Source organism: Rhizobium sp. BE258, from assembly GCF_031457345.1.
Taxonomy (GTDB): domain Bacteria; phylum Pseudomonadota; class Alphaproteobacteria; order Rhizobiales; family Rhizobiaceae; genus Rhizobium.
Window position 1 is genome coordinate 508,237 of the sequence record NZ_JAVDWL010000001.1, and the last position, 22,678, is coordinate 530,914.

Below are 22,678 nucleotides of genomic sequence, written 5' to 3' on the forward strand. Positions count from 1 at the left end.
CTAGCCCAGCGGCTTCTGCAGCACGTCGAAACGGGGGTTCGTTTCGGAAAAGATCGGGAGGGCTGCGGCGCCGAGAATGGCCGTATCCTTCCCGGTCGTGCCGATGGTGACGCGCGGCACGGTCCTTATCTCATCGGGATCGATCGGCACGGGTAGGGGCGCCAGGCAGTCGGCCAGCCGCTGCATCATCAGCGTCGATATGCTGCCGCCGAGAACGATCGTCTGCGGGTCGAAGGCAAGCTCAAGAAAGTCGATTGTCTGCCGCAAGGGCTCGACCGCCAGCGCCAGCCAGTCCTCAAGACCTTTGCCGCCGGCTCTCACCCGTTCGTCGAGTTCGTCGGTCGAAAGCTCGCCTGCATTGCCGATGCCCATGAATTCATAGGCGACCGACGGCGACACATAGCGGTCGAGGCAACCACGTTTGCCGCAGGGGCAGGGCCTGCCGTTGCGTTCGACGACGATATGGCCGATTTCGCCTGCATTGTAGCGGCTGCCCTTGTAGAGATGGCCGTCGAGAAACATGCCGGCACCGATGCCACCGTCGCGGGCAAGGTAGAGATAGACGAAACTGTTGAAGCCGCGGGCGACGCCGTGAAGGCGCTCGCCGATCGCCGCTGCCGCCGCATCGTTCTCGATGAGCACCGGCAAGCCCAGACGGTCTTCAAGCTCGCGTCCAACGGGGAAGCGCTGCCACCCCGGCAGATTTTGCGGGCTGAGCGTGGTCACCCCTCCGTCGGCATAGCGCCCGGGAAGTGCCATGCCGATCCCGAGAAGGCGGCGGCGGTCAAACGCGAATGCTCCCTGAAGCTCGGCGACGACGCCCTCAAGGACAGGAATTGCCTTCTCCGGATCGGCATGGTCGATGTTGTGCTCGACGCGGGCGCAGATGGCCCCGGAGAGATCGGTCAGAATGCCGCTGGCGCGCTGGCTTCCGAGCTCAAGGCCGATCGAATAGGCGCCCTGCGGATTGATCGAGTACGGAATGATCGGCTGTCCGCGCGCTGTCTTCTGCGGCTCGCCGGAAATCAAAAGGTGAGAGCGCGCCAGTTCCTCGACAATGTTGGACACCGTTTGCGTGGTCAGCGCGGTCATCCGCGCGATCGCCGCCCGGGACAGCGGTCCACTGCTGCGGATCGCCTCGATCACAACCCGGCGGTTATGGAATTTCGCTTGCTCAAGGTTGGTGCCCGATATTGTTTTCATGGATCTTTCGTCGCAAATGCAGCGTTACCTTTCCCATGAGACAAGCCCCGGGGAAAGCGCTTTTTTGAGCTTGGACGCGACTTAAAGTATGGGTTTGGGACCGCCGAATTGACCCGGCGGTCCGCTTTCGACGTGACTACTGCTTGTCATTCAGCTTTGCGACGAGAGCGTCGCCGAATTCTGGCGCCGACATCGGCTGCTGGCCGGTGATCAGTTCGCGATCGACGACGACGTTGCTATGCCAGTTGGCGATCGGTTCCACGCGTGCGCTGGCTTCGGCCAGAGCATTGACCAGGTAGAACTGAACGTTGCCACCGAGGCCGTTCGGGCCTTCGAGCGCCTGCTCTTCGCCGGTCAAGAAGATCGTCGCGCGATAACCGGCATAAGGCCAGCCGGTGGTGAGCGAGCTTGCCTTGCCGTCACCTGTGATCATCGAGGCGATGAAGGCATCCGGATGCGGGAGTGCCGAAAGCAGAACGATCGGACCGTGGCAGATGATCCCGGTGGGACGGCCGGTCTCATGGAAGCTCACCAGGATCTTGCCGGGTTCTTATCGTGCATATTGGCCGCGTATCACTACACCGCCGAAACCGCCTCTAGATCCGCCTTTTGGCGAGCAGGTGAGTGGCAGTGGTCCGCGGAGTTATACTTCGAGGGGGCACCGCGGTGTGAGCGGCGCCTTGATTTAACGGTCGATGCCTCGAGCAAGGACCGCATCCATAGGGTTGACGACATCGCGGATCGTAACCAGCGTCGTGAACGATTTCACGTTGCCGTCTTCGTGGAACACTTCCCGCGTGAAGACGTCGTATTGCTCCATGCCGGAAAGCTGCAGCATCAGAATGAAATCAGCCTCACCGGTCACGTAGTTGGCCTGCCGAACCTCCGGCCGCTTTTTGATCTTCCTGATGAACGCCTCGAGTTCGCTACCGGCCTCGCGCTCCAGCGAAACGAGAACGTGAATTGTCAGTGGAAATCCCATCGACGCCGGCCGTACGATCGCGACATCGGCGGCAATCGTCCCATTCGCCCGCATCTGGCGAAGCCTGCGCAACACCGCGCTTTCCGAAAGGCCAACTTTTTCGGCGAGCATGCGGGCCGGCATCAGGTTGTTGACCTGCACCAGCTTCAGCAAAGAGAGATCGAATGAATCGAGGGTAGCGGTTTCCGTCATGAATAGGGAGAATATCGCCTGAAACCGGTAAGGTGCAAGGAATTTCGGCGAAACTCAGCGCGCATAACGCAGTAGCATTTCCGCATGACAAAGAACCTGCCGATCGAAGACGCTCACATTATCCAGACCCGCCTGCATGCCCTTGCGCCGGGATATGCCGCGACACCGCTGATTGCCTTGCCGGAGCTCGCAGCTGCCCATGGGCTGGGTGCGGTCTTCCTCAAGGACGAGGGAGCTAGAACACTCGGCAGCTTCAAATCACTTGGAGGAACCTATGCGGCATTGCGGGCGCTGTCGCGGGCTACCGGTGAGGATTTCGCCGCGATTGCTTCGGGCAAAGTGCCGGCCGGCCGCCTGCCTCAGCTGTTGACTGCGAGTGCTGGAAACCATGGCCTGGCCGTTGCCGCCGCCGCTCGTTTTGCTGGCAGCCGCGCCCGCATCTTCCTCTACCCCGACGTCTCTCGCGCCCGCCGTGATCGCATCGTTGAGATGGGTGCGGAGATCGTCGACATCGATGGAACCTATGACGACGCTGTCGACGCGGCAAAGAAGGCGGCCAAAGACGGTGCCGGCATTCTGGTGGCCGACACCTCCTCCGATCCCGATGACCCGATCGTGAGCGACGTGATCGCAGGCTATGGCGTGATCCCCCAGGAAATCAAAGAGCAGATTGGGGAAGGGCTGCGTCCGACGCATCTTTTTATCCAGGCCGGTGTCGGCGGTCTCGCGGCGGCAATGACGACAGGCCTCAAGGACTGGCTCGCGCAACCGGCAAGGATTGTCGTCGTAGAACCCGCGACAGCGGCATGTGTCGATGTGGCAATCCGCACAGGCAATGTCGAGCGGGTGCCTGGCGATCTGACAACGTCCGCAACGATGCTTGCCTGCGGCGAGGCAAGCCGGCCGGCATTGAAACTGATGGCCGGGTTTATCGACGTTGTGACCGTTGAAGAGGATCGTCTCACCAACGAACCACTCTTGCTGGAAGCCGCTGGCGGCCCCCCGACCACGCCGTCGGGCGCAGCCGGTCTCGCCGGGCTTCGCCGAGCCATTGCAAATCCCGAAATGGCAGTCCGCCTTGAACTCGACGCTTCGAGCCGCGTGCTGTTGTTCGTGACCGAAGGACCTCTCAACGAAGAAACCTAAAAGGGGAATGACATGAAAAGCATAATAATTGCCGCGACGATTGCGGGCGTGCTGGCCACGCCGGCATTGGCGGATATGACCATCGGCTGGGCCGGCCCGGTCACAGGCGGCAGCGCCGCTGTTGGCGAACAGAACCTCAATGGCGTCAAGCAGGCGATCGAGGATATCAATGCCGCGGGTGGAATTCTCGGCGAAAAGATCTTGCTGCAGACGGAAGATGACGGTGGCGATCCCAAGCAGGCCGTCTCGGTCGCCAATCGGCTTGCGGCATCCGGCATAAAATTCGTCATCGGGCATCAGAATTCCGGTGCCTCAATCCCTGCCTCGGATGTCTATGCCGAGAACGGCATGTTCCAGATCACTCCGGCATCCACAAATCCCAAGCTCACGGAACGCGGGCTCTGGAACACCTTTCGCACCTGTGGGCGTGACGACCAGCAAGGGACCGTCGCAGGGAACTATCTGATCAAGAATTTCACCGGCAAGAATGTCTTCATCGTTCACGACAAGACGCCCTACGGTCAGGGTCTTGCCGAAGAGGTAAAGAAATCGATCAATGCCGGCGGCCTGACCGAGACTGGCTACGAGGGTATCACTGTCGGCGACAAGGATTTCTCGGCCCTGATCGCCAAGATCAAAGAGACCAAGGCTGATGTCGTCTATTTCGGCGGCGTCTACACCGAGGGAGGTCTCATTCTTCGTCAATTGCGTGATCAAGGGGTCAAGACCCCGATGATCGGCGGAGACGCGATGTTCTCGGGTGAATTCGCGGCTATCGCCGGGCCGGAAGCCGACGGCACATTGATTACCTTCGGCCCCGATGCACGTCAAAACCCCGCGGCTGCGGAGGTTGTGAAGCGCTTTGCCGGGAAGAAGATCGATCCGGAAGGCTTCACGCTCTATGGCTACGTGGCGATGCAGGTCATTGCAGCCGGCATCAAGGAAGCCGGAAGCGCCGATCCACAGATTGTCGCAGACAAGCTGCACGGCGGGCTGAAAGTCGATACCGTCATAGGCCCTCTCTCCTACAACGAGAAGGGCGATATCACGCGGCTGGACTTCGTCTTCTACGAACTGAAGGGTGGCAAGTTCGAGCAAAAGAATGCCGAATGATCTTGTCCGGGCGCCGCTCCAGCGGCGCCCTCTTGCTCGGGAGTGGACTATGAACAGGTTCGAGACAATCGAGAGGGAGATGATCGAATGGCGGCATCACCTGCACCGCAATCCCGAATTCGGCTTTGAAGAAATCAACACGGCAGCGTTCGTCGCCGAGAAACTTCGTTCATGGGGCATCCAGGTCATAGAAGGCGTTGGAAAAACCGGCGTTGTCGGCAGTTTGACGCTGGGAACCGGAAAGCGCGCCATCGCGCTTCGTGCCGACATGGATGCGCTTCGGATCAGCGAGAGGAGCGACCTTCCCTACCGGTCGCAAGCCTTAGGCACGATGCACGCCTGTGGCCATGACGGACATGTCGCAATGCTACTTGGTGCTGCCCGTATCCTGGCAGAAGAGGGTGGCTTCGACGGCACGGTTCGCTTCGTCTTTCAGCCGGCTGAGGAATGGGGCAGGGGCGCTCTTTCAATGCTGGACGACGGCCTCATGGCCCGGTTCCCTTTTTCCGAAGTCTACGGCATCCACAACATGCCGGGTATGCCGGTGGGCCGGTTCGCGACGCGAATTGGCTCAATCATGGCCGCCGAGGACATATTCGAGATAAGGCTGGACGGAACAGGCGGCCACGCGGCGCGACCGCACCATACCAATGAAGTGCTGGTTGCAGCCTGTGCGCTCGTTGTGAACCTGCAGACGATCGTTTCTCGACGGCTCGACCCCGCAGATATGGCGGTTGTATCGGTCACTGAACTTATTGCCGACGGTACACGTAACGCTCTCCCGGGTACCGCAACCATACTCGGCGACGCGCGTAGCATGCGGTCTGAGGTCAGCGCGGAGATTGAGCGCCGTATGCGCCAGATCGTTGATGGGACTGCTTCGGCCTATGGTTGTTCGGCATCGATCGCTACGGCCGTGAGTTCGTTCCACTCGTCAACACATCCGAGCAAACGCGCGTTGCACTGGAGGCTGCCGCCTCCGTTTTCGGACCTGGGGCGGTGGAAGACGATATTGCGCCTATCGCCGCCTCCGAAGATTTCGCCAGGCTCCTGGAGAAAGTTCCCGGTAACTTCGCCTTCATCGGCAATGGAGAGACGTCAGCTCCCCTGCACAATCCCAGCTATGACTTCAACGACAATGTGCTTCGGCAAGGGGCTGAATATTTCGTTGCCGTCGCGAGACAACGGCTGCGATAACGCTCACAATTCTTGCCGCAAATCGCGTTCTCATCGACAGGGTCGATGCCGGCGCCGAAACGAATGGTCATTCCACCTGCATATCGAGTTGCTGGGCAATGTTTTCATAGTGGCGGGATGAGGCGGCGTTGCCCTGCTTGGCATATTGCGAGCCGACCGCTCGCGCTGCCTTTGCCGCCGCGCGGAACGCATCGATCCGAACCTGCGGTTTGAGATTGGCATCGCCACCGATATCGCCATCGTTGAAGCGGCCAACGCGATAACCATCATGATCGATCACACCGATGACAGGCACGCCTGCTTTCATTTCGCCATAGAAGGCAGGACCGGCGCGATCGCCGTCGCGCCGTCGCAGCATGCCAAGTCCGGATGCCTTGTTCGCGGTGCATAGTCCTGTCCAGTAGGTGGGACCTGCAGTCAGAGAGATGGGGGAAATGAATTCGCAGCGGCTGGTCGGGTCCTTGGACCAGTTCGAACCGGACGATGCCTCCTGCGCCAACAGCGCTGGTGCCCACAACAGGGACAGGGTCGCGGCCACTGCGGATATGGCCCTGAATGACCTCGGATACGGCATTGCTATCGTCTCTCTCATTTCGCCGCGCTACGACCGTGCCATTAGGGCCGCAACGTCGAGCATCCGGTTGGCAAAGCCCCATTCATTGTCGTACCAGCCAAAAACCCGCAGAAGGCCGCCAGCGGAAACCGAGAGTTCCGGTCCTGAGACGACCAGCGATTCCGGCCGGGCGCGCAGATCGACGGATACGAGCGGCTTTTCGATCCAGCCGATGACGGGCGACGTGGCGATTGCGCCCTTGAAGCGTTCGCGGGCTTCGGCTAGGGTCGGCGCCTTCTCCAGCGACACCGTCAGGTCGATCGCCGAGACGCTTGCGGTCGGAACGCGGATGGCCCGGGCTTCGATCTTTCCGGCGAGGGATGGCAGGACTTTGCCAACCAGCTTGTGGGCGCTGGTGCTCGTCGGCACCATAGAGAGGGCTGCCGCGCGGCTGCGTGCAAAATCGTCCCGCGGCTGGTCGACGGTCGGCTGGCTTCCGGTATAGCAATGAACCGTCGTCATCTGCCCGCCAGTGATGCCGAAGAGGTCATCGACAGTCTTCAGCAGGGGTGCCAGCGCGTTCGTGGTGCATGATGCATTGGATATGATCTTGTGGCCGGCAATCATCTCTTCGTTGGCGCCAAGCACCACCGTCGCGTCGGCAGATTCCGCCGGACCCGAAATCAGGACACGCTTTGCGCCGGCCTCTAGCGCCCGGGAGACGTAATCGCGGGTATAAGGCTGGCCGGTGCATTCGAGGAAAATATCGACGTGCGATAGATCGAGGGCGCGAATATCCCGCTCGTTGTGGAAAGGTATCGAACGCTCGCCGATCCGCAACGCGCGAGCCTCGGCCACCACGTCCTCCGGCCATGGGCCGAAGACGCTGTCATACTGGAACAGGTAGGCGCAGCTTTCCAGCGGAGCGATGTCGTTGACGAGGACGACCTCGATATCGCGGCGCTCTTTCAGCAGGATGCGAAGAACAGAGCGGCCGATGCGGCCAAAGCCATTGATAGCAATTTTCGGCTTCTGTTTCGTCACGCGCTGGGCTCCTGCGATTATGTGATGAGGCCTATGACAACCGTGAGCGATGCGCAATATCAAGGCGGTCGCTGCTACTGCTTCCAAGCGCGGCGGCGATCGCTTGGACGGGTGAGGAGCCGCCGCCTGACCGATCAGAGGCAGGTCCTATTTTTCGTAACGATCGCATAAGCTTAAGATGTTTCTGGTTTTTTATCGACAAAAAACACTTGCTATACAGGGTTATGCGTGGCGAGCGCATCGTCATCGCCGGCCCGTCTGGCTCCGGCAAGTCGACGATGATCCGTTGCATCAACCGTCTGGAAGAGCACCAGAAGGGTCAGATCGTCGTCGATGGCACCGAGCTTACCAACGACCTGAAGAAGATCGACGAAGTGCGCCGCGAAGTCGGCATGGTGTTCCAGCACTTTAACCTCTTCCCGCACCTGACGATCCTGGAAAACTGCACGCTGGCGCCGATCTGGGTGCGCAAGATGCCGAAGAAGCAGGCGGAAGAAGTCGCCATGCACTTCCTGAAGCGCGTCAAGATTCCGTAACAGGCCAACAAATATCCGGGCCAGCTCTCCGGCGGCCAGCAGCAGCGCGTGGCGATCGCCCGTTCGCTCTGCATGAATCCGAAGATCATGCTGTTCGGCGAGCCGACCTCGGCGCTCGATCCTGAGATGGTCAAGGAAGTGTTGGCTACGATGGTCAGTCAGGCCGAAGAAGGCATGACCATGCTCTGCGTAACCCACGAAATGGGCTTTTCCCGCCAGGTCGCCAACCGCGTCATCTTCATGGACCAGGGCCAGATCGTCGAACAGAATTCGCCGGCTGAGTTCTTCGACAATCCGCAGCACGAGCGTACCAAGCTGTTCCTCAGCCAGATCCTGCATTAGACGAGTGTGCGGCGCAGGTCACGTATGAGGTCATCGGGCACACCGGCTCCGCAACCCTGACGCGGATCGGCGCCCGGCGCGGGATAGCCGCCCGTAAAAATCACCACTTCAGATATGCTTAATATCTAATTAACGGTGTCCGGATAGTGTTTCGCGAGGGCGCAAGGCGGGCGGTTCAGGATCGTCCCGATGCCGGTAATCGTGGGGTCACTGAAACATGTCCAGCTTTCCGAAACTCGGTTTTGATGCGTCGTCCGTGCTTGAGGCGCTGAGCCGCTCGCAAGCCATCATCGAGTTCGATCTTTCTGGCAACATCCTGACTGCCAACGAGAATTTTTGCAAAGCTGTCGGTTACCCGCGCTCCGAGATCGTCGGCCGCCATCACAGCATGTTCGTGCTGCGCGATGAGGCAGCATCGACGGAATACAAGGCGTTCTGGGCAAAGCTGGCGCGCGGAGAGTATGATCAGGGCCAGTACCGGCGTCTGGCGAAGAATGGCCAGGAAATCTGGATCGAAGCCTCCTACAATCCGGTCTTCCGCCGCGGCAAGCCCTACAAGGTGGTGAAGATCGCCACCGATATCACCGCGATCAAGCGCAAGAGCGCCGAAGACGAAGGAAAGCTGGCGGCGCTGTCGCGTGCGCAGGCCGTCATCGAGTTCACACCCGATGGCACGATCCTGAAGGCCAACGAGAATTTCCTCGGCGCGCTTGGCTACGAGGCGTCCGAGATCATCGGCAAGCATCATGCGATGTTCTGTGAGGCGGGCTACGCCCAATCGCAGGAATACCGGGATTTCTGGGCCGAACTGCGCTCGGGTAAATTCTCCACCGGGCAGTTCATGCGGCTTGGCAAGGATGGCAAGCGCGTCTTCATTCAGGCGTCCTACAATCCGATCATCGACCACAAGGGCGAGGTCTTCAAGGTCGTCAAGTTTGCGATCGACGTGACTGACCGGATGGATGCGGTGGAAGAGCTTGGCGCGGCGCTCGAACGGCTGTCGCAGTGCAATATCCGCGTTACGCTCGACAAGCCCTTCGTTGGTGAATTCGAACGGCTGCGCCGCGACTTCAACAAGTCGATCGGCGAGTTCCAGAAGACGCTGGTCAATGTTCTCGGCCAGACCGGTGATCTCAGCAAGAGCAGCCAGGAGGTGCGCGAGGCTTCCGAGCATCTTGCCGAACGCTCCCGTGAGCAGGCAGCAGCCCTTGAGGAGACGACGGCGGCACTCGGCGAGATCACTGCCACCGTCCGCTCGTCATCGGAAAACACCAAGGAGACCCGGCAGCTTGTTCAAAGTGCACGGGCTTCGACCGCAGCCTCGACCAAAGTTGTGGAGCAGACCGTCAACGCGATGCAGCGCATCGAGGCGGCCTCCCGTGAGATCAGCCAGATCATCGGCGTGATTGACGAGATCGCCTTCCAGACGAACCTTCTGGCGCTGAACGCCGGTGTAGAAGCGGCGCGCGCCGGCGAGGCCGGCAAGGGCTTTGCCGTCGTTGCTCAAGAAGTGCGCGAGCTTGCCCAGCGCTCGGCGAATGCGGCGAAGGAAATCAAGGCACTGATCAACAATTCCGGCACCGAGGTGCTCGAAGGCGTCCGGCTGGTCGGTGAGACCGGCGAGGCACTGAAGCAGATCGACGTTCTCGTCAAACGGATCGACGGCAATGTCGACAGAATTGCCCATGCGGCCGACGAGCAGACGGCGGGGCTTGGCGATATCAGCAAGGCAGTCGAGCGGCTCGACCAGATGACGCGCGAAAATGCGGCGATGAGTGCGCGCACGACGGCGATCAGCAGCACCTTGGCGCTCGGCGCCGATGCGCTGTCGCAGCTCGTCAGCCTCTTCAAGCTGAACCGCCGTGCGGTGATGCGCGACGACGGCTCTTCGGTCAAATCGAACTATCAGGGGCCCCGGAACCCGCAGACCAGCCGTTCGGCCGCCTGACCCGCCTTCGATTGGATGACTTGCCAGCTGGCTGGATAGGCCTAATCTCCGCGGCGTGTTTCGCTCGGAGATCAGCTGTGTCTGCAATCAAAGCTGCTGCCATTGCCCTATTGACCGCACTCGCCCTGACCACGGCGGCAAAAGCCGCCGAGCGCTGGGAAACGCTACCCAGTTTTCCACCGATGCCGCCCGCCAAGGCCAGCGGCATGGCACCGGTCAACGATATCAAGATGTACTACGCTGAGTATGGGGAGGGCGACCCTATCCTCTTCATTCACGGCGGTCTCGGCAGCGCCGATGTCTGGGGCAATCAGGTCGCGGATTTTGCCCGGGATCATCGGGTGATCGTTGCCGACAGCCGCGGCCACGGCCGCTCGACGCGCAGCGCCCAGCCCTTCGGCTACGACCTGATGACGTCCGACTACGTGGCGCTGCTCGACTATCTGAAGCTGGACAAGGTCACGCTCGTTGGCTGGTCCGACGGCGGCATTATTGGCATCGACATGGCGATGACGCATCCGGAGAAGCTGACGCGGGTCATTGCCCAGGCGGCGAATGTCACGACCGATGGCGTCAAGGCCGACGTGATGACCAACAAGACCTTCAGCGACTATATCAATGCCGCGGGCGAATCCTACAACAAGCTGTCGCCGACGCCGAACGAATATGACGCGTTCGTCAACCAGATCTCGGCGATGTGGGCGAGCCAGCCGGCCTGGACTGCTGCGAATCTCGCCAAGATCGCCGTGCCGGTGACGCTGGCGATCGGCGACCACGACGAGGCCGTCAAACTTGATCATACTGAGATGATGGCAAAGGAAATTCCGGGCGCCAAACTGGTGATCCTCAAGGATGCCAGCCATTTTGCGATGCTGCAGGATCCGGAAGGCTACGACGCGATGATCCGCAATGCGATTGCCGGGAAGTAGGGATTCTGCCTGAAGAAAAGGAGGCCCGCCGAATTCCGGTTCAGCGGGCCCCGCATTGGTGTCGGTCATCTGTCCTTTTCACCATAGCCAAATGGATATGGGAGACGGCTGCCGCTTCGGCAATTCGTCCGAAAGGCGTAGCACCGTTTACCCCCTGCCGCTCCGGCGCAGTTTCGCGCAAGCATGATCTAATATAATTGCCCGGCACGAACAGAGGGCGGTCGATGCGGCGATCCCTTAGATGGGTGTTTGCATACCTCATGGCGGCCGGTCTCTCACTGGCCGGTCCTTCCGCTGGCGCGCGCGACGCGGCCCCCTGGAACCGCCAGGATGCGGCGCTTATCGTCGATGCCTATGAGATGAACGCGATCGACTGGGATGCTCTGCTCACCGACAAGCGGATCGCCGGGATGATTTCCAAGGCCTCGGACGGGCTTCCGGAAGTGTTTGATTGCAGCGGCGAGCATCGCGGCGATACCGTCGCGCATTGCAAGACGATGTGGCGCAAATATGCGGTCAGCCGCGAGCTCTATCAGACCCGGAAATTCATTGCCAAGCAGAGCGGGCTGCTATGGGGCGCCTATCATGTCGCCAGACCCGGCAACCCGGTTGATCAGGCCAACCACTTTCTGGACTACGCAGAGCCCGGCCCCGACGACCTGATGGTCCTCGATCTCGAGGGGCTCGACACCGATCAGTTCATGTCGCTGTCTGATGCGCAGATCTTTGCCGGGCATATCCGAACCCGCACCGGCCGCTATCCGATCCTTTACGTCAACCACGCGACCGCCCGCTATATCGCCGCCTACCGGCAGATCTATCCGGTGCTGGCACGGCTGCCGATCTGGTATGCGCGCTACAAGCCTGATGTCGGCGGCACATTTCCGATGGGCAACTGGCAGCAATATTTCCTGTGGCAATTCTCCTCGGCGTCGAACTGCTCGACGAGACGCTGCCCCTACCGGGTGCCGGGAACGCTGACGGATATCGATGTCAACCTCGCCTCAGTAAACCGGGAGGAGCTGAAAGCCATCTGGCCGCAGGGCCGTCTGCTGCCGCCCGGAGATCCCGATCCGCCGCTGATCCTGGCAAAGATCGAGCTCCCCGGCGTGTTCGACCGCTTGATTGCGGCCGACACGATCATCACCGCGGCAATTCCCGGCGACGGGGGCCGGTAGCCCGGGTTAGCCCTTGGCTGCCTTTTCGGCTTCCATCTCGGCAATATCCTGGAACCGGTCGGCGATGCGCGCATGCGGCCGGCCGCCGTCGGCCGCGCCGATCGCGACGATGATTTCATCAGCGCCCGGGGCATCGGCAATCATGAAGTTGGCGGTCAGGAAGTGTGAGCGCTTGCCGCTCTCGCTCTTGTGCATCATCGGCAGCGATAGCAGGGCGCCGGGGCCGTTGCGGGTATTGGCGAATTCCAGATAGTTGGTGCCGCCGATCGCCTCGCGGAACGGGTTGCCAAAGCGCAGCGTATGGATCATCGCCGAGGCATGTTCGATCTCGCCGTTGATGCCGACCGCTGCCGCCTTGCCGCAGGCCTCGATCTTCTCGGCATCCATCTGCCGCAACAGGCGGCTGGTCATCTCGTGGCTGAGTTCGCCGGCAATTCGGATGATCTCCGGCCGCAGGTTCTCGACGAAGCCGCGCCCGGCCCAGGGGTTCTGGATCACTGCTGCCACCACGACCATGGTCACCGGCCGAGGCGCTGCCTTGCCGCCTTCGACATGCGTTTCTTCGAGGAAGGTGGAAATCTTTCTGATGCCGAGTGTCATGCCTTGCGCCGATACGAAATGTTGAAACTGGCTAGAAGCCTAGCGGCTAAACGGCGAACGTCTTCCTTTGATCGGCGGAAGCGGATGGCTTCAGCTTCCATCGAAACGGAGTAGATTTCTATTGAGGCCGCGCGCATGATACGCGCCAGCCGGGGGGAGCGAGGCAGGTTGGATCAGAAGTCTCAGATATTGGCGCTCCGCGACGTCGCGAGCCAGATCAACAGCGGCGGCGACCTTCAGACCGTGCTGCAGCACCTGATCGCGGCCGCCTGCCGTCACGCCCATTGGTCGCTTGGTTCGATCATGGGCATCGATGCGGCGCACGGCTATGCCTATGTCATCGTCCGCTACGATCCGACGCTGATCGAACGCCAGCTGCCGGACCGATGGGAACTGGCGACAAGCCCGTCGCTGATTGCCCTGCAGCGCAACGAGCCCGTCTATATCCGCGACGCGCGCGAGACGGCCGAGTTTCCGGGTTATCGCAAGGAAGCCTTCGAGCGCGACTACCGCACGGTCGTCGTGATGCCGATGAACTGCCGGGATGCCGAGGGCCGGCCGATGGTGCTGAGCGTCATCTCCCGGCAGATCACCGATGTCACCGAAGACGACCTCGCCTTTCTCGGCACCATCATTCACATGGGCGCCATCGCCGTCGAGCGCGAGCACCGGCTTGAGGCAGAGAAGCGCGCGGCGCAGCGGCTGGAGCGGGCGCTGCAGGCGCATACCTCGCTGCTCGAACATGTGCTTAGTGACGGTGCGGTTGCGCCGCTGTCCGCGATGGTCGGCATGATGCTGCCGAACCCGACTGTGGTTGTCGATTTCACCGCCAATCAGGTGATCGCGGGGCGGCCGCCAAATGGGCTTTATGACGAGGCCTCGTGGCAGGAGGCCGCGTCCACCGTCTTTGCCCGGCCGCTAATGAAGGCGGCGCGCGAGGCGATCGATCGTGGCACGACCGATGCCGCGAGCCTGTTTCTCGATGATGGCACGCAGCGCTTCAAGATCTCGGCCCGCATCGAGGCACTGATGGTCGATAACCAGCTGGTGGGGGCCTTGATCATCTTCCCCACCTCGCGCGAGTTCAGCGATCTCGATCTCCTGATGCTCGACAGCGCCAAGTTCGCGCTCAGCGTCCAGATGATGCGCAGTTTCATCCGCTTCCGGTTTGAGACCCGCACACAGACCGAGCTGTTCTTCGAGATCGTCGAGGCCAGATGGCGCAATGCCGGAGATGTCGCCCAGCGCGCCCAAAGGCTGGGGCTCAATTTCGCGACGCCGCAGCAGATGATCGTCATCGATTTTCCCGACAAGACGAAGGCGTTCGGCGGGGCTTCCGTCGATGTAGAACACACCCTTGCACGCATCATGCAGCAGGCATCGCTGCAGGCGAGCCTGATCGCGATTGATGGCGGCGTCGTGTGCCTGGTTCCGCATGATCCGAGCAAGCGGCAGGAACGCACGGCCAAGCTGACACGGCGGATTGCCGAGGAGCTCGGCCGCTATTTCGACGAGCCGCCCGTGGTCGTCGCGGGTAACCGCTGTGCCGCGCTTTCCGATTATCCCGCCGCCTGGGAACGCTGCAGCCGGATGATCCGCATCGGCCGCTCCTTCGGGCTGACAGGCGCCGTTTCCGCTCAGGATTTCGGGCCGCTGCCGATGCTGGTTGCGGCGTCCGAAGCCGGCGACGTGCGCAGCTTCGTGCAGGAAAGCGTCGGCGCCATTGCCGAGCATGACCGCGAGAACGGCACGCCCTATCTCGAGACGCTGTCTACCTACCTGCAGGAAGGCTGCCGCAGCCAGGCCTGCGCCGATACGATGGGCCTGCATGTGACGACGTTGCGCTATCGGCTGTCGCGCATCCAGGAACTCTTCGGCGTCGATGTCGAGATGCCGGAAAAGCGCTTTGCGGTCGAACTGGCGATCCGCCTGCATGGCGTCATCGACAACCGCGCAACGGCCGGAAAGTAATCTCCCACAGCCCCGTTATCCTCGCTTGCAGTGCTTTCGCGCGGCCACTTTCCCTCTCCTATGGATCGCAGCAGAAGTTTTCCTGCCTTTCCTTTGAAGGCGCGGAAGAACCACCGGACAGGCAGCGATAGCCTCCTCTTCAACAAACGGAGGAGGCACGAAAGCATGGCGGAGATAGCGGCAAAGACGGATGCGCCGATCGATCCGATCGCACTGCGCCGGGCCTTCGGAACCTTCGTGACGGGCGTCACCGTCATCACCACCCGCGATGAGGACGGCACGCCGCGCGGCATGACCGCGAATTCCTTCACCTCGGTTTCGCTGGATCCGCCGCTGCTTCTGGTCTGCATCGCCAAGTCCGCGTCCAGCTATCAGGCCTTTACGGGTGCCGGTTGCTTTGCAGTCAATATCCTCCATGAAGGCCAGGTCGATGTATCGGGTACCTTCGCCTCGAAGTCGCCGGACAAGTTCCAGTCCGTCACCCACGACCATATCCATACCGGTGCGCCTGTTCTGACGGATAGTCTCACCTGGTTCGACTGCACGACCTTCAGCTCGGTTGATGCCGGCGATCACACGGTTCTGATCGGCCAGGTCAGGGCTTTCGGCACCAGCCCGACCGCGCCACTCGGCTTCTGCCGCGGCCGCTATGCCAGCGTCAAGGATCCGCTGCCATCCGGCTGGCTCGCTTCTCATGGCATGATCATCGGCTACCTGATCGAAGCCGGCGATGGCCTGCTGCTGCGGGCTGACGGAAAGGGCAGCTGGGTGCTTCCCTCGGCGCGCCGCCGCAAGGCTGACAGCCAGCTGGTCGTCGAAGGCGGCGATGCACTGCGGCTGATGCCGGACGAGACCTTCCTCTACTCTGTCTTCGACGTTGCCGACAGCGATCCAGGCTATCTCGTCTATCGTGCGCGGCTGGCGGGCGAGGGGGAGGGCGTCAATCTGCCCGCCGATCTCCGTTTCTTTGCGATCGACGATCTTCCCTACGAGACGATCGCCACCCACGAACTGCGTTCGATGCTGCGCCGCTATGTGCGCGAGCGGCAGGCAGGCCGGTTCGGCATCTACATGGATTCCGACGATGGCGGCCGCGTCGCGATGATCGACGGCGAAGCCCGTGCCTGGATCCAAGCCTCCCAAGACCAAGGACAGTGACATGAAGACGACAGTCAGCTCCATCGAAGGTTCGCGCCAGGGCCTGTTCATCAACGGCGAATTCGTAGCGCCGAAGAACGGCAACTATATCGCAAGCTATGATCCGACGACCGGCGAGCGCTGGTGCGATCTGGCGGAGGCCGATGCCGATGATGTCGCGGCTGCCGTTGCCGCAGCAAATGCTGCCTTCCGCAACCCCGCCTGGCGCCGCATGACGCAGACCGATCGTGGCGCGCTGGTGCGCCGTCTTGCCGAGCTTGTCCGGGCCAATGCCGATACGCTGGCCGAGATCGAGACGCGCGACAATGGCAAGCTGCTGAAGGAAACGCGGGCGCAGATGCGCTCGATGCCGGATAGCTATCACTATTTCGCCGGCATGGCTGACAAGCTGCAGGGCGACACCATCCCGATCAACCGGGTCGATACGCTGAACCTCAACCTGCGCGAGCCGCTCGGCGTCGTCGGCATGATCACGCCCTGGAATTCGCCGCTTATGCTGCTCACCGGCACGCTGGCGCCGTGCCTGGCGATCGGCAACACCGTCGTCATCAAGCCCTCCGAACATGCAAGTGCCTCGACGCTGGCGCTGGCCGAGCTGATCCATGAAGCGGGCTTTCCCGCAGGCGTCGTCAATGTCGTCACTGGTACCGGTAAGAGTGCGGGCGAGGCGCTGACACGCCATCCGGGTGTCTCGAAGTATGTCTTCACCGGCAGCACCGCGACCGGCCGCCGCATCGCCGGCAATGCGGCGCAGAACCTCGTGCCCTGCTCGATAGAGCTTGGCGGCAAGTCTCCGCATGTCGTGTTCGGCGATGTTGAGATCGAGCATGCGGTCAACGGTGTCGTGTCCGGCGTCTTTGCCGCGGCGGGCCAGACCTGCGTTGCCGGTTCGCGCTGCTTCGTCGAGGCCAGTATCTACGACAAGTTCATCGATGCACTGGTTGCCCGCACCGCCCGCATCCGTGTCGGCCTGCCGACGGTCGAGGAGACGGATATCGGTCCGCTGGCGCTCGCCGACCAGCTCACCAAGGTCGAGGGCTACGTGGCATCCGGCGTCAAGGAAGGCGCGAAGATCGCAGCCGGTGGCCGCCGTCCCCAGAAGGAAGGCCTGTCGAGCGGCGGCTGGTATTTCGAGCCGACCGTCATGGTCGATGCGCAGAACGACATGAGCTTCATGCGCGACGAGATCTTTGGCCCGGTGGTCGGCGTCATGCCGTTCCGCGACGAGGCGGAGATGATCGCGCTCGCCAATGACAGCCATTACGGCCTCGCCTCCGGCATCTGGACCAAGGATATCGACCGGGCACTTCGCTTCGCCAATCAGATCGAGGCTGGAACGGTCTGGGTCAATACCTACCGTTCCGCCTCCTTCATGTCCGCCAATGGCGGCTTCAAGGAGAGCGGCTATGGCCGCCGCGGCGGTTTCGAGGTGATGCACGAATTCTCGCGGTTGAAGAACGTCATCATCGATTACTCCGGGGCAATGCAGGACCCCTTCGTCATCCGTCTGAAGTGACGGCACAGAAGAAAATTCAGCCCGAACGGGAGGCTAGCAGATGAAATTCGCAGTATCGCTGACCATGGAGCGCTTCTCGCCCGATGTTTCGATGTCGACGGCCAAGAACAACCTTCTTCATCTTGCCCGGATGGCCGACGAAGGTGGCTTCGAGGCGCTGTGGACGGCCGAACATCACACGATCGAATGCACGATCTCTCCCAATCCTTTCCAGACGCTCGTCTGGCTGGCACAGCATACACAGCAGATCCGCCTGGGCACCTCGACGCTCGTCGCTCCCTACTGGAGCCCGATCCGGCTCGCCGGTGAATCGGCGCTCTGCGATCACCTGACGAATGGGCGCCTGGAATTCGGCATCGCCCGCGGCTCCTACCAGTACGAGTTCGACCGGATGGCGGGCGGCATGCCGCAGCAGGAAGGCGTCGCCTATATGAAGGAGATCGTTCCTGCGGTGAAGAAGCTGTGGGCCGGCGACTATGCCCATGACGGCCACTACTGGAAATTCCCGACGGCGACGTCTGTGCCGAAGCCGCTGCAACAGCCGCATCCGCCGATCTGGGTGGCGGCGCGCGATCCCGGCTCGTTCGACTGGGCGATCGCCAACGGCGCCAGCATCCTCTCCACACCGCTCTCCCAGCCTGCCGCAGAAATCCAGGTTCTGGCCGACAAGTTCAACAAGGCCGTTGCCGACCATCCGGAAGTCCCGCGCCCGCGCTTCATGATGCAGCGCCGCACCTGCGTCTACGACAAGGCGGACGGCTGGGAAACCGCTGTCCAGCACAGCATGGATTACGGCCGCACCTTCGAAAACCTGATGCAGAATATCGGCAATGTGCGCGAAGGGTTTCCGGAAGCGGTTCCCTATGAGGCGGTCAAGGGCAAGGACAACTACAACCCGGACAACATCCGCAAGAACCTGATGTTCGGCACGCCGGATGAGGCGATCGAAAAGCTGCTGGTCTATGAGGCAGCCGGCGTCGATCAGTATTGTCTCGGGCTCACCTTCAATCTGCCCTTCGAGCTGCAGAAACGGACGATCGAGCTGTTCGTCAAGGAAATCATGCCCTTCTTCGCGGCACGCGAAAAAGACAAGCAGCGCAAGGCGGCGGCGGGCTGATCATGGCAGAGGCACAGCGCCATACCGTCGCAGACGTGACGCTCAACTACCGGATCGACGGCAGCGGCGATCCGCTGGTCTGCATCCACGGCGTCGGCTCCTATCTTGAGGCATGGTCGGGCGTGGTCGAGCGTCTGAAGGACAGGTTCACGATCCTGACCTTCGATTTGCGCGGCCATGGCCATTCGAGCCGGGCCAAGGGCCGCTATGAGATCGACGATTTCGTCAATGAAGCTTTGGCGCTGGCCGACAAGGCAGGTTTCTCGACTTTCAATCTCGCCGGCTTCTCGCTCGGCGGATTGATTGCACAACGCCTGGCGTTGACCCATCTCGAGCGCTTGCGCAAGCTGGTGCTGCTATCGACTGTCGCTGGCCGGACGCCGGAGGAGCGGACGCGGGTTCTCGAACGGCTGTCGGCGCTGCGCGCCGGCACGCCTGCCGACCATCACAATGCATCGCTGTCCCGGTGGCTGACCGAAGAATTCCAGGACAACAATCCGGAGGTAATCGCGACGCTTAGACAGCGCGATGCCGAGAATGATCCGGAATGCTATGCGGCGGCCTACCGCGTGCTGGCGGAAACCGACTTCGGCGGATTCCTCGATCAGATCCGCTGCCCGGCGCTGATTGCGACGGGCGAAGACGATGCCGGGTCGAACCCGCGCATGGCCCGCTACATGCACGAGCGCATTCCAGGCTCGAAGCTCGCGATCCTGCCGGGCCTCCGCCACTCGATCCTGATCGAGGCGCCGCAGACGGTTGCCGATCTGATGCGCGAGTTCCTCACAACCGGGGAGTCGAACCATGGATGAAGCGCTCAGAAAGAGTGGTGAGGCCGTCCGGCGCAAGGTTCTCGGCGACGACTACGTCGATCGCGCCATCAACGGCGCCGACAGTTTCTCGGCCCCGTTCCAGGATGTGCTCAACGAATATTGCTGGGGCACGGCCTGGACCGATGACGGTCTCGATCTCAAGCAGCGCAGCCTTTTGAACCTCGGCATGCTGGCGGCGCTCAATCGCATGCATGAATTCGGCATCCATTTCCGCGGCGCCATCCGCAATGGGCTGACCGATGACGAGCTCAGGGCGGCACTCACGCAGATCGCGGTTTATTGCGGCATTCCGGCCGGCGTCGAAGCCTTCCGGGTCGCACGCTCTATCCGCGACGAGATGCGCCAGAAAGGAGAGCTCTGACTTCCATCGATTCAAGGAAGCGACCGGCCTGCGGCTGCTTCAGATCGCCGGAAGACGAAAAGGTCTCTTCGACTTCAAGATCGCATGACGGTACGGGAATGAGCCCGGGCCAAAAACCAAGAATGACAATAAAGGGAACCATCGCATGAACAGACTGACAAAGATGACCGCCGCTGCTGCGTCGCTCGCCGTCGCGCTGGCTGCCGTGCCGGCGAATGCCGGTGCTGTGCTCGACCGCGTGCTGGCGGCCAAGGACCTGAAGGTTGCGACCGACGCCAACTGGGCGCCGCAATCCTTCATGAACGAGAAGAACGAACTCGATGGCTTCGACATCGACGTTGCCAAGGATATCGGCAAGCGTCTTGGCGTGAAGGTCGAATTCGTCACGCCGGGCTGGGACATCATCACCGCCGGCAACTGGGCGGGCCGCTGGGACATGCATGTCGGCTCGATGACGCCGACCAAGAAGCGCGCCGAAATCTTCGATTTCCCGGCCGTCTATTATTACACCCCTGCCGCCGTTGCCGTTCACAAGGACAGCAAGGCGACCAAGCTTTCCGATCTCGACGGCAAGGTGGTCGGCACTACGGCGACCTCGACTTTTGAGGCCTATGCCAAGGGCGACCTGAGGCTCGACGCTGCCGGCGCGCCTCCGTTCAAATACGAGTTCAAGCCGAAGGACGTGAAGTCCTACGCCAACTCGACCACGGCTTTCGACGACCTGCGTCTCGGTGACGGCACCCGTCTCGATGCCGTCGTGTCCTCGCTGCCGAGCATTCTCGACGCGGTCAAGGCCGGCTATCCGATCAAGCAGATCGGCGACCCGGTCTTCTACGAGCCGCTCGCCATTGCCATCGAGCATGGCGACAAGGAGTTCAACGACAAGATCGCCGAGGCCGTGAAGGGCATGCAGGCGGACGGTACGCTGAGCAAGCTTTCGGTAAAGTGGTACGGCGTGGATTATACGGTCGTAAAGTAACCGCCGCCAGAACCAGACGGTCCGGACCCCCGGACCGTCGATTTGCCGCAAGGGACAAGAGATGCTTTATCCCGATACAGTCGAGTCTGAAGTACTCGTCCATAAGCCGTGGTTCGTGGCGACACTGTTTGCCGTCGTGCTCGCCTTCTTCCTGATGTTCAATATGAGCGGCACCGCGATGGGCGAATTGATGCGCCCTGTGATCGGCGATCCCGCATCCAGCGGCATCTACGGACGTTTTGCGATCGCCTTCGTTATCGCCGTCATCTTCGTGCTCAATGTCGTGCTCATCGGTTTTGCGCCGCTGAGGGTGCAGATCGCCATCGTCTGGCTGGAACTGCTCGCTCTGTTCCTGGCCTTCTTCGCCACCTTTCATCTCAGCCTGCCGTTCATTGCCGAGAAATTGCCCTTCATGATCACGCAGGGTCTGGTGACGACGATCTACGTCTCTGCGATATCGATCGTCATCGCCTCTGCGATCGCCATTCTGGGTGCCGTCGCCAAGCTGTCGACCAACGGCTTTGCCTATGCGATCGCCAGTTTCTACACCTCGTTCTTCCGCGGCCTGCCGCTCTTGATGCAGGTCTATCTGATTTATCTCGGCCTGCCGCAGCTCGGCTTCGTCATCGACGCGGTGCCGGCCGGTATCCTGGCGCTGTCGCTTTGCTACGGCGCCTATATGACGGAGATTTTCCGGTCGGGCATCCAGAGCATCGATCGCGGCCAATGGGAAGCCTCGCGCTCGATCGGCTTCGGTTTCGGCGTCACGATGAGCAAGATCATCCTGCCGCAGGCCCTACCTGTGATCATTCCGCCGACCGGAAACCAGTTCATCTCGATGCTGAAGGATAGCTCGCTGGTCTCGGTGATCGGTGTCTGGGAACTGATGTTCCTTGCCCGCACGCTGGGACAGAAGACCTTCCAGCACATGGAAATGCTGATCTCCGCCGCCATGCTCTACTGGATCATGTCGATCTGCCTGGAGCTCATCCAATCCCGCATCGAGCGTCACTACGCCAGGAGCAAAGTCCGATGAACGGCGACAAGATCATCGAAGCGAAGAATGTGTCCAAGTGGTACGGCGCCTTCCAGGTGCTGAAGGATATCAACCTGACGGTCACCAAGGGCGAGCGCATCGTCGTCTGCGGTCCTTCAGGATCCGGCAAATCGACGCTGATCCGCTGCTTCAACCGGCTGGAAGCGCATCAGGAAGGCGATATCACCGTCAACGGCATCACCCTGCACAACAGGATGCGCAATGTCGGCGACGTCCGCAAGAATGTCGGCATGGTGTTCCAGCACTTCAATCTCTTCCCGCATATGACGGTGCTGATGAACTGCATGGTGGGGCCGATGTGGATCAAGGGCGTGCCGGCGGCGGAAGCGAAGAAGACGGCGCTGCGTTTTCTCGAGCGCGTACGCATTCCGGAACAGGCCAACAAATACCCGATCCAGCTCTCCGGCGGCCAGCAGCAGCGCGTCGCGATTGCTCGCTCGCTCTGCATGGAGCCGGCCGTGATGCTCTTCGACGAGCCGACCTCGGCGCTCGATCCAGAGATGGTCTCGGAGGTTCTGGAAACCATGACCGGTCTGGCGAAGGATGGCATGACGATGGTCTGCGTCACCCACGAAATGGGCTTTGCCCGGGCCGTTGCCGACCGGGTGATCTTCATGAATTCGGGCCAGATCGTCGAGGAGGGCAAGCCTCACGACTTCTTCACCAATCCGCAGCATGAGCGGACGAAGCTGTTCCTTAGCCAGATCCTCAAGCACTGAGGGC

At 61.3% G+C, this 22,678-nt stretch carries 20 protein-coding genes and 2 pseudogenes; 16 read left to right on the forward strand and 6 right to left on the reverse strand.

The genetic code is table 11. From position 1 onward, the window contains the following. The 3 genes from J2X43_RS02465 to J2X43_RS02475 form a co-directional block, all read right to left on the reverse strand. Positions 1-1,203: an ROK family transcriptional regulator gene (locus J2X43_RS02465; protein WP_112388764.1), complete on the reverse strand. Its 1,203-nt coding sequence runs from the start codon at positions 1,201-1,203 to the stop codon at positions 1-3. Positions 1,204-1,339: 136 nt separating this feature from the next. Beyond that, positions 1,340-1,735: a hypothetical protein gene (locus J2X43_RS02470; protein WP_310290686.1), complete on the reverse strand. Its 396-nt coding sequence runs from the start codon at positions 1,733-1,735 to the stop codon at positions 1,340-1,342. A gap of 153 nt (positions 1,736-1,888) precedes the next feature. Further along, positions 1,889-2,377, reverse strand: coding sequence for an Lrp/AsnC family transcriptional regulator (locus J2X43_RS02475; RefSeq protein WP_112388763.1), 489 nt, complete (start codon positions 2,375-2,377; stop codon positions 1,889-1,891). An 84-nt stretch (positions 2,378-2,461) separates the two neighbouring features. Here J2X43_RS02475 and J2X43_RS02480 point away from each other — a divergent pair, with 84 nt between their 5' ends. The 3 genes and pseudogenes from J2X43_RS02480 to J2X43_RS02490 all read left to right on the forward strand — a co-directional run bounded on the left by J2X43_RS02480 (position 2,462) and on the right by J2X43_RS02490 (position 5,833). After that, entirely contained in the window at positions 2,462-3,523 is a 1,062-nt protein-coding gene (locus J2X43_RS02480) for a pyridoxal-phosphate dependent enzyme (RefSeq protein ID WP_112388762.1), read from the forward strand. Positions 3,524-3,535: 12 nt separating this feature from the next. After that, a complete protein-coding gene (locus J2X43_RS02485) occupies positions 3,536-4,636 on the forward strand; it encodes a branched-chain amino acid ABC transporter substrate-binding protein (RefSeq protein ID WP_112388761.1) in 1,101 nt (366 codons plus the stop codon). A 49-nt stretch (positions 4,637-4,685) separates the two neighbouring features. Further along, a pseudogene (locus J2X43_RS02490) lies at positions 4,686-5,833 on the forward strand (M20 aminoacylase family protein). A 67-nt stretch (positions 5,834-5,900) separates the two neighbouring features. On the opposite strand, the gene J2X43_RS02495 reads toward J2X43_RS02490, so the two are convergent. Beyond that, positions 5,901-6,371 (reverse strand): hypothetical protein, encoded by a 471-nt coding sequence (locus J2X43_RS02495; protein WP_310290692.1) that lies wholly within the window; start codon positions 6,369-6,371, stop codon positions 5,901-5,903. A gap of 63 nt (positions 6,372-6,434) precedes the next feature. Next, positions 6,435-7,430, reverse strand: a complete 996-nt coding sequence (locus J2X43_RS02500) for a glyceraldehyde 3-phosphate dehydrogenase NAD-binding domain-containing protein (protein ID WP_112388759.1) — start codon at positions 7,428-7,430, stop codon at positions 6,435-6,437. Positions 7,431-7,648: 218 nt separating this feature from the next. On the opposite strand from J2X43_RS02500, the pseudogene J2X43_RS02505 reads away from it, so the two are divergent. The 4 genes and pseudogenes from J2X43_RS02505 to J2X43_RS02520 form a co-directional block, all read left to right on the forward strand. Then, a pseudogene (locus J2X43_RS02505) lies at positions 7,649-8,308 on the forward strand (amino acid ABC transporter ATP-binding protein); the annotation flags it as partial. Between the two features lie 217 nt (positions 8,309-8,525). Further along, on the forward strand, positions 8,526-10,256 hold the full coding sequence (locus J2X43_RS02510; protein WP_112388758.1) for a PAS domain-containing methyl-accepting chemotaxis protein: 1,731 nt from the start codon (positions 8,526-8,528) through the stop codon (positions 10,254-10,256). An 86-nt stretch (positions 10,257-10,342) separates the two neighbouring features. Continuing rightward, complete coding sequence (locus tag J2X43_RS02515; RefSeq protein WP_112389043.1) at positions 10,343-11,185, forward strand: alpha/beta fold hydrolase; 843 nt, start codon at positions 10,343-10,345, stop codon at positions 11,183-11,185. A gap of 260 nt (positions 11,186-11,445) precedes the next feature. Continuing rightward, entirely contained in the window at positions 11,446-12,363 is a 918-nt protein-coding gene (locus J2X43_RS02520; protein WP_112388757.1) for a GH25 family lysozyme, read from the forward strand. 6 nt (positions 12,364-12,369) lie between these two features. On the opposite strand, the gene J2X43_RS02525 is transcribed toward J2X43_RS02520, so the two are convergent. Beyond that, on the reverse strand, positions 12,370-12,963 hold the full coding sequence (locus J2X43_RS02525; protein ID WP_112388756.1) for an amino acid synthesis family protein: 594 nt from the start codon (positions 12,961-12,963) through the stop codon (positions 12,370-12,372). Between the two features lie 168 nt (positions 12,964-13,131). Here J2X43_RS02525 and J2X43_RS02530 point away from each other — a divergent pair, with 168 nt between their 5' ends. The 9 genes from J2X43_RS02530 to J2X43_RS02570 all read left to right on the forward strand — a co-directional run bounded on the left by J2X43_RS02530 (position 13,132) and on the right by J2X43_RS02570 (position 22,674). Then, on the forward strand, positions 13,132-14,934 hold the full coding sequence (locus J2X43_RS02530) for a helix-turn-helix domain-containing protein (protein WP_112388755.1): 1,803 nt from the start codon (positions 13,132-13,134) through the stop codon (positions 14,932-14,934). A 165-nt stretch (positions 14,935-15,099) separates the two neighbouring features. After that, positions 15,100-16,092, forward strand: a complete 993-nt coding sequence (locus tag J2X43_RS02535) for a flavin reductase (RefSeq protein ID WP_112388754.1) — start codon at positions 15,100-15,102, stop codon at positions 16,090-16,092. Position 16,093: 1 nt separating this feature from the next. After that, positions 16,094-17,608 (forward strand): aldehyde dehydrogenase, encoded by a 1,515-nt coding sequence (locus J2X43_RS02540; RefSeq protein WP_112388753.1) that lies wholly within the window; start codon positions 16,094-16,096, stop codon positions 17,606-17,608. A gap of 40 nt (positions 17,609-17,648) precedes the next feature. Next, on the forward strand, positions 17,649-18,725 hold the full coding sequence (locus J2X43_RS02545; protein ID WP_112388752.1) for an LLM class flavin-dependent oxidoreductase: 1,077 nt from the start codon (positions 17,649-17,651) through the stop codon (positions 18,723-18,725). Positions 18,726-18,727: 2 nt separating this feature from the next. Continuing rightward, on the forward strand, positions 18,728-19,537 hold the full coding sequence (locus J2X43_RS02550) for an alpha/beta fold hydrolase (RefSeq protein WP_112388751.1): 810 nt from the start codon (positions 18,728-18,730) through the stop codon (positions 19,535-19,537). After that, on the forward strand, positions 19,530-19,919 hold the full coding sequence (locus J2X43_RS02555) for a carboxymuconolactone decarboxylase family protein (protein WP_112388750.1): 390 nt from the start codon (positions 19,530-19,532) through the stop codon (positions 19,917-19,919). Before J2X43_RS02550 ends, J2X43_RS02555 begins: the two co-directional genes overlap by 8 nt. Before the next feature lie 145 nt (positions 19,920-20,064). Beyond that, entirely contained in the window at positions 20,065-20,898 is an 834-nt protein-coding gene (locus J2X43_RS02560; RefSeq protein ID WP_112538246.1) for a transporter substrate-binding domain-containing protein, read from the forward strand. Positions 20,899-20,959: 61 nt separating this feature from the next. Then, complete coding sequence (locus J2X43_RS02565; protein ID WP_310290707.1) at positions 20,960-21,934, forward strand: amino acid ABC transporter permease; 975 nt, start codon at positions 20,960-20,962, stop codon at positions 21,932-21,934. Then, entirely contained in the window at positions 21,931-22,674 is a 744-nt protein-coding gene (locus tag J2X43_RS02570) for an amino acid ABC transporter ATP-binding protein (protein WP_112388747.1), read from the forward strand. The genes J2X43_RS02565 and J2X43_RS02570 overlap by 4 nt, the downstream gene beginning before the upstream one ends. The last annotated feature ends 4 nt before the right edge of the window (positions 22,675-22,678 follow it).

Excerpts from the sequence above, each read along its gene's own strand:
- J2X43_RS02525 (WP_112388756.1), bottom strand. The coding sequence starts at position 12,963 with ATGACACTCGGCATCAGAAAGATTTCCACCTTCCTCGAAGAAACGCAT.
- J2X43_RS02565 (WP_310290707.1), top strand. The coding sequence starts at position 20,960 with ATGCTTTATCCCGATACAGTCGAGTCTGAAGTACTCGTCCATAAGCCG.
- J2X43_RS02485 (WP_112388761.1), top strand. The coding sequence starts at position 3,536 with ATGAAAAGCATAATAATTGCCGCGACGATTGCGGGCGTGCTGGCCACG.
- J2X43_RS02560 (WP_112538246.1), top strand. The coding sequence starts at position 20,065 with ATGAACAGACTGACAAAGATGACCGCCGCTGCTGCGTCGCTCGCCGTC.
- J2X43_RS02520 (WP_112388757.1), top strand. The coding sequence starts at position 11,446 with ATGGCGGCCGGTCTCTCACTGGCCGGTCCTTCCGCTGGCGCGCGCGAC.
- J2X43_RS02510 (WP_112388758.1), top strand. The coding sequence starts at position 8,526 with ATGTCCAGCTTTCCGAAACTCGGTTTTGATGCGTCGTCCGTGCTTGAG.
- J2X43_RS02465 (WP_112388764.1), bottom strand. The coding sequence starts at position 1,203 with ATGAAAACAATATCGGGCACCAACCTTGAGCAAGCGAAATTCCATAAC.
- J2X43_RS02475 (WP_112388763.1), bottom strand. The coding sequence starts at position 2,377 with ATGACGGAAACCGCTACCCTCGATTCATTCGATCTCTCTTTGCTGAAG.
- J2X43_RS02570 (WP_112388747.1), top strand. The coding sequence starts at position 21,931 with ATGAACGGCGACAAGATCATCGAAGCGAAGAATGTGTCCAAGTGGTAC.
- J2X43_RS02555 (WP_112388750.1), top strand. The coding sequence starts at position 19,530 with ATGGATGAAGCGCTCAGAAAGAGTGGTGAGGCCGTCCGGCGCAAGGTT.
- J2X43_RS02540 (WP_112388753.1), top strand. The coding sequence starts at position 16,094 with ATGAAGACGACAGTCAGCTCCATCGAAGGTTCGCGCCAGGGCCTGTTC.
- J2X43_RS02480 (WP_112388762.1), top strand. The coding sequence starts at position 2,462 with ATGACAAAGAACCTGCCGATCGAAGACGCTCACATTATCCAGACCCGC.
- J2X43_RS02535 (WP_112388754.1), top strand. The coding sequence starts at position 15,100 with ATGGCGGAGATAGCGGCAAAGACGGATGCGCCGATCGATCCGATCGCA.
- J2X43_RS02545 (WP_112388752.1), top strand. The coding sequence starts at position 17,649 with ATGAAATTCGCAGTATCGCTGACCATGGAGCGCTTCTCGCCCGATGTT.
- J2X43_RS02550 (WP_112388751.1), top strand. The coding sequence starts at position 18,728 with ATGGCAGAGGCACAGCGCCATACCGTCGCAGACGTGACGCTCAACTAC.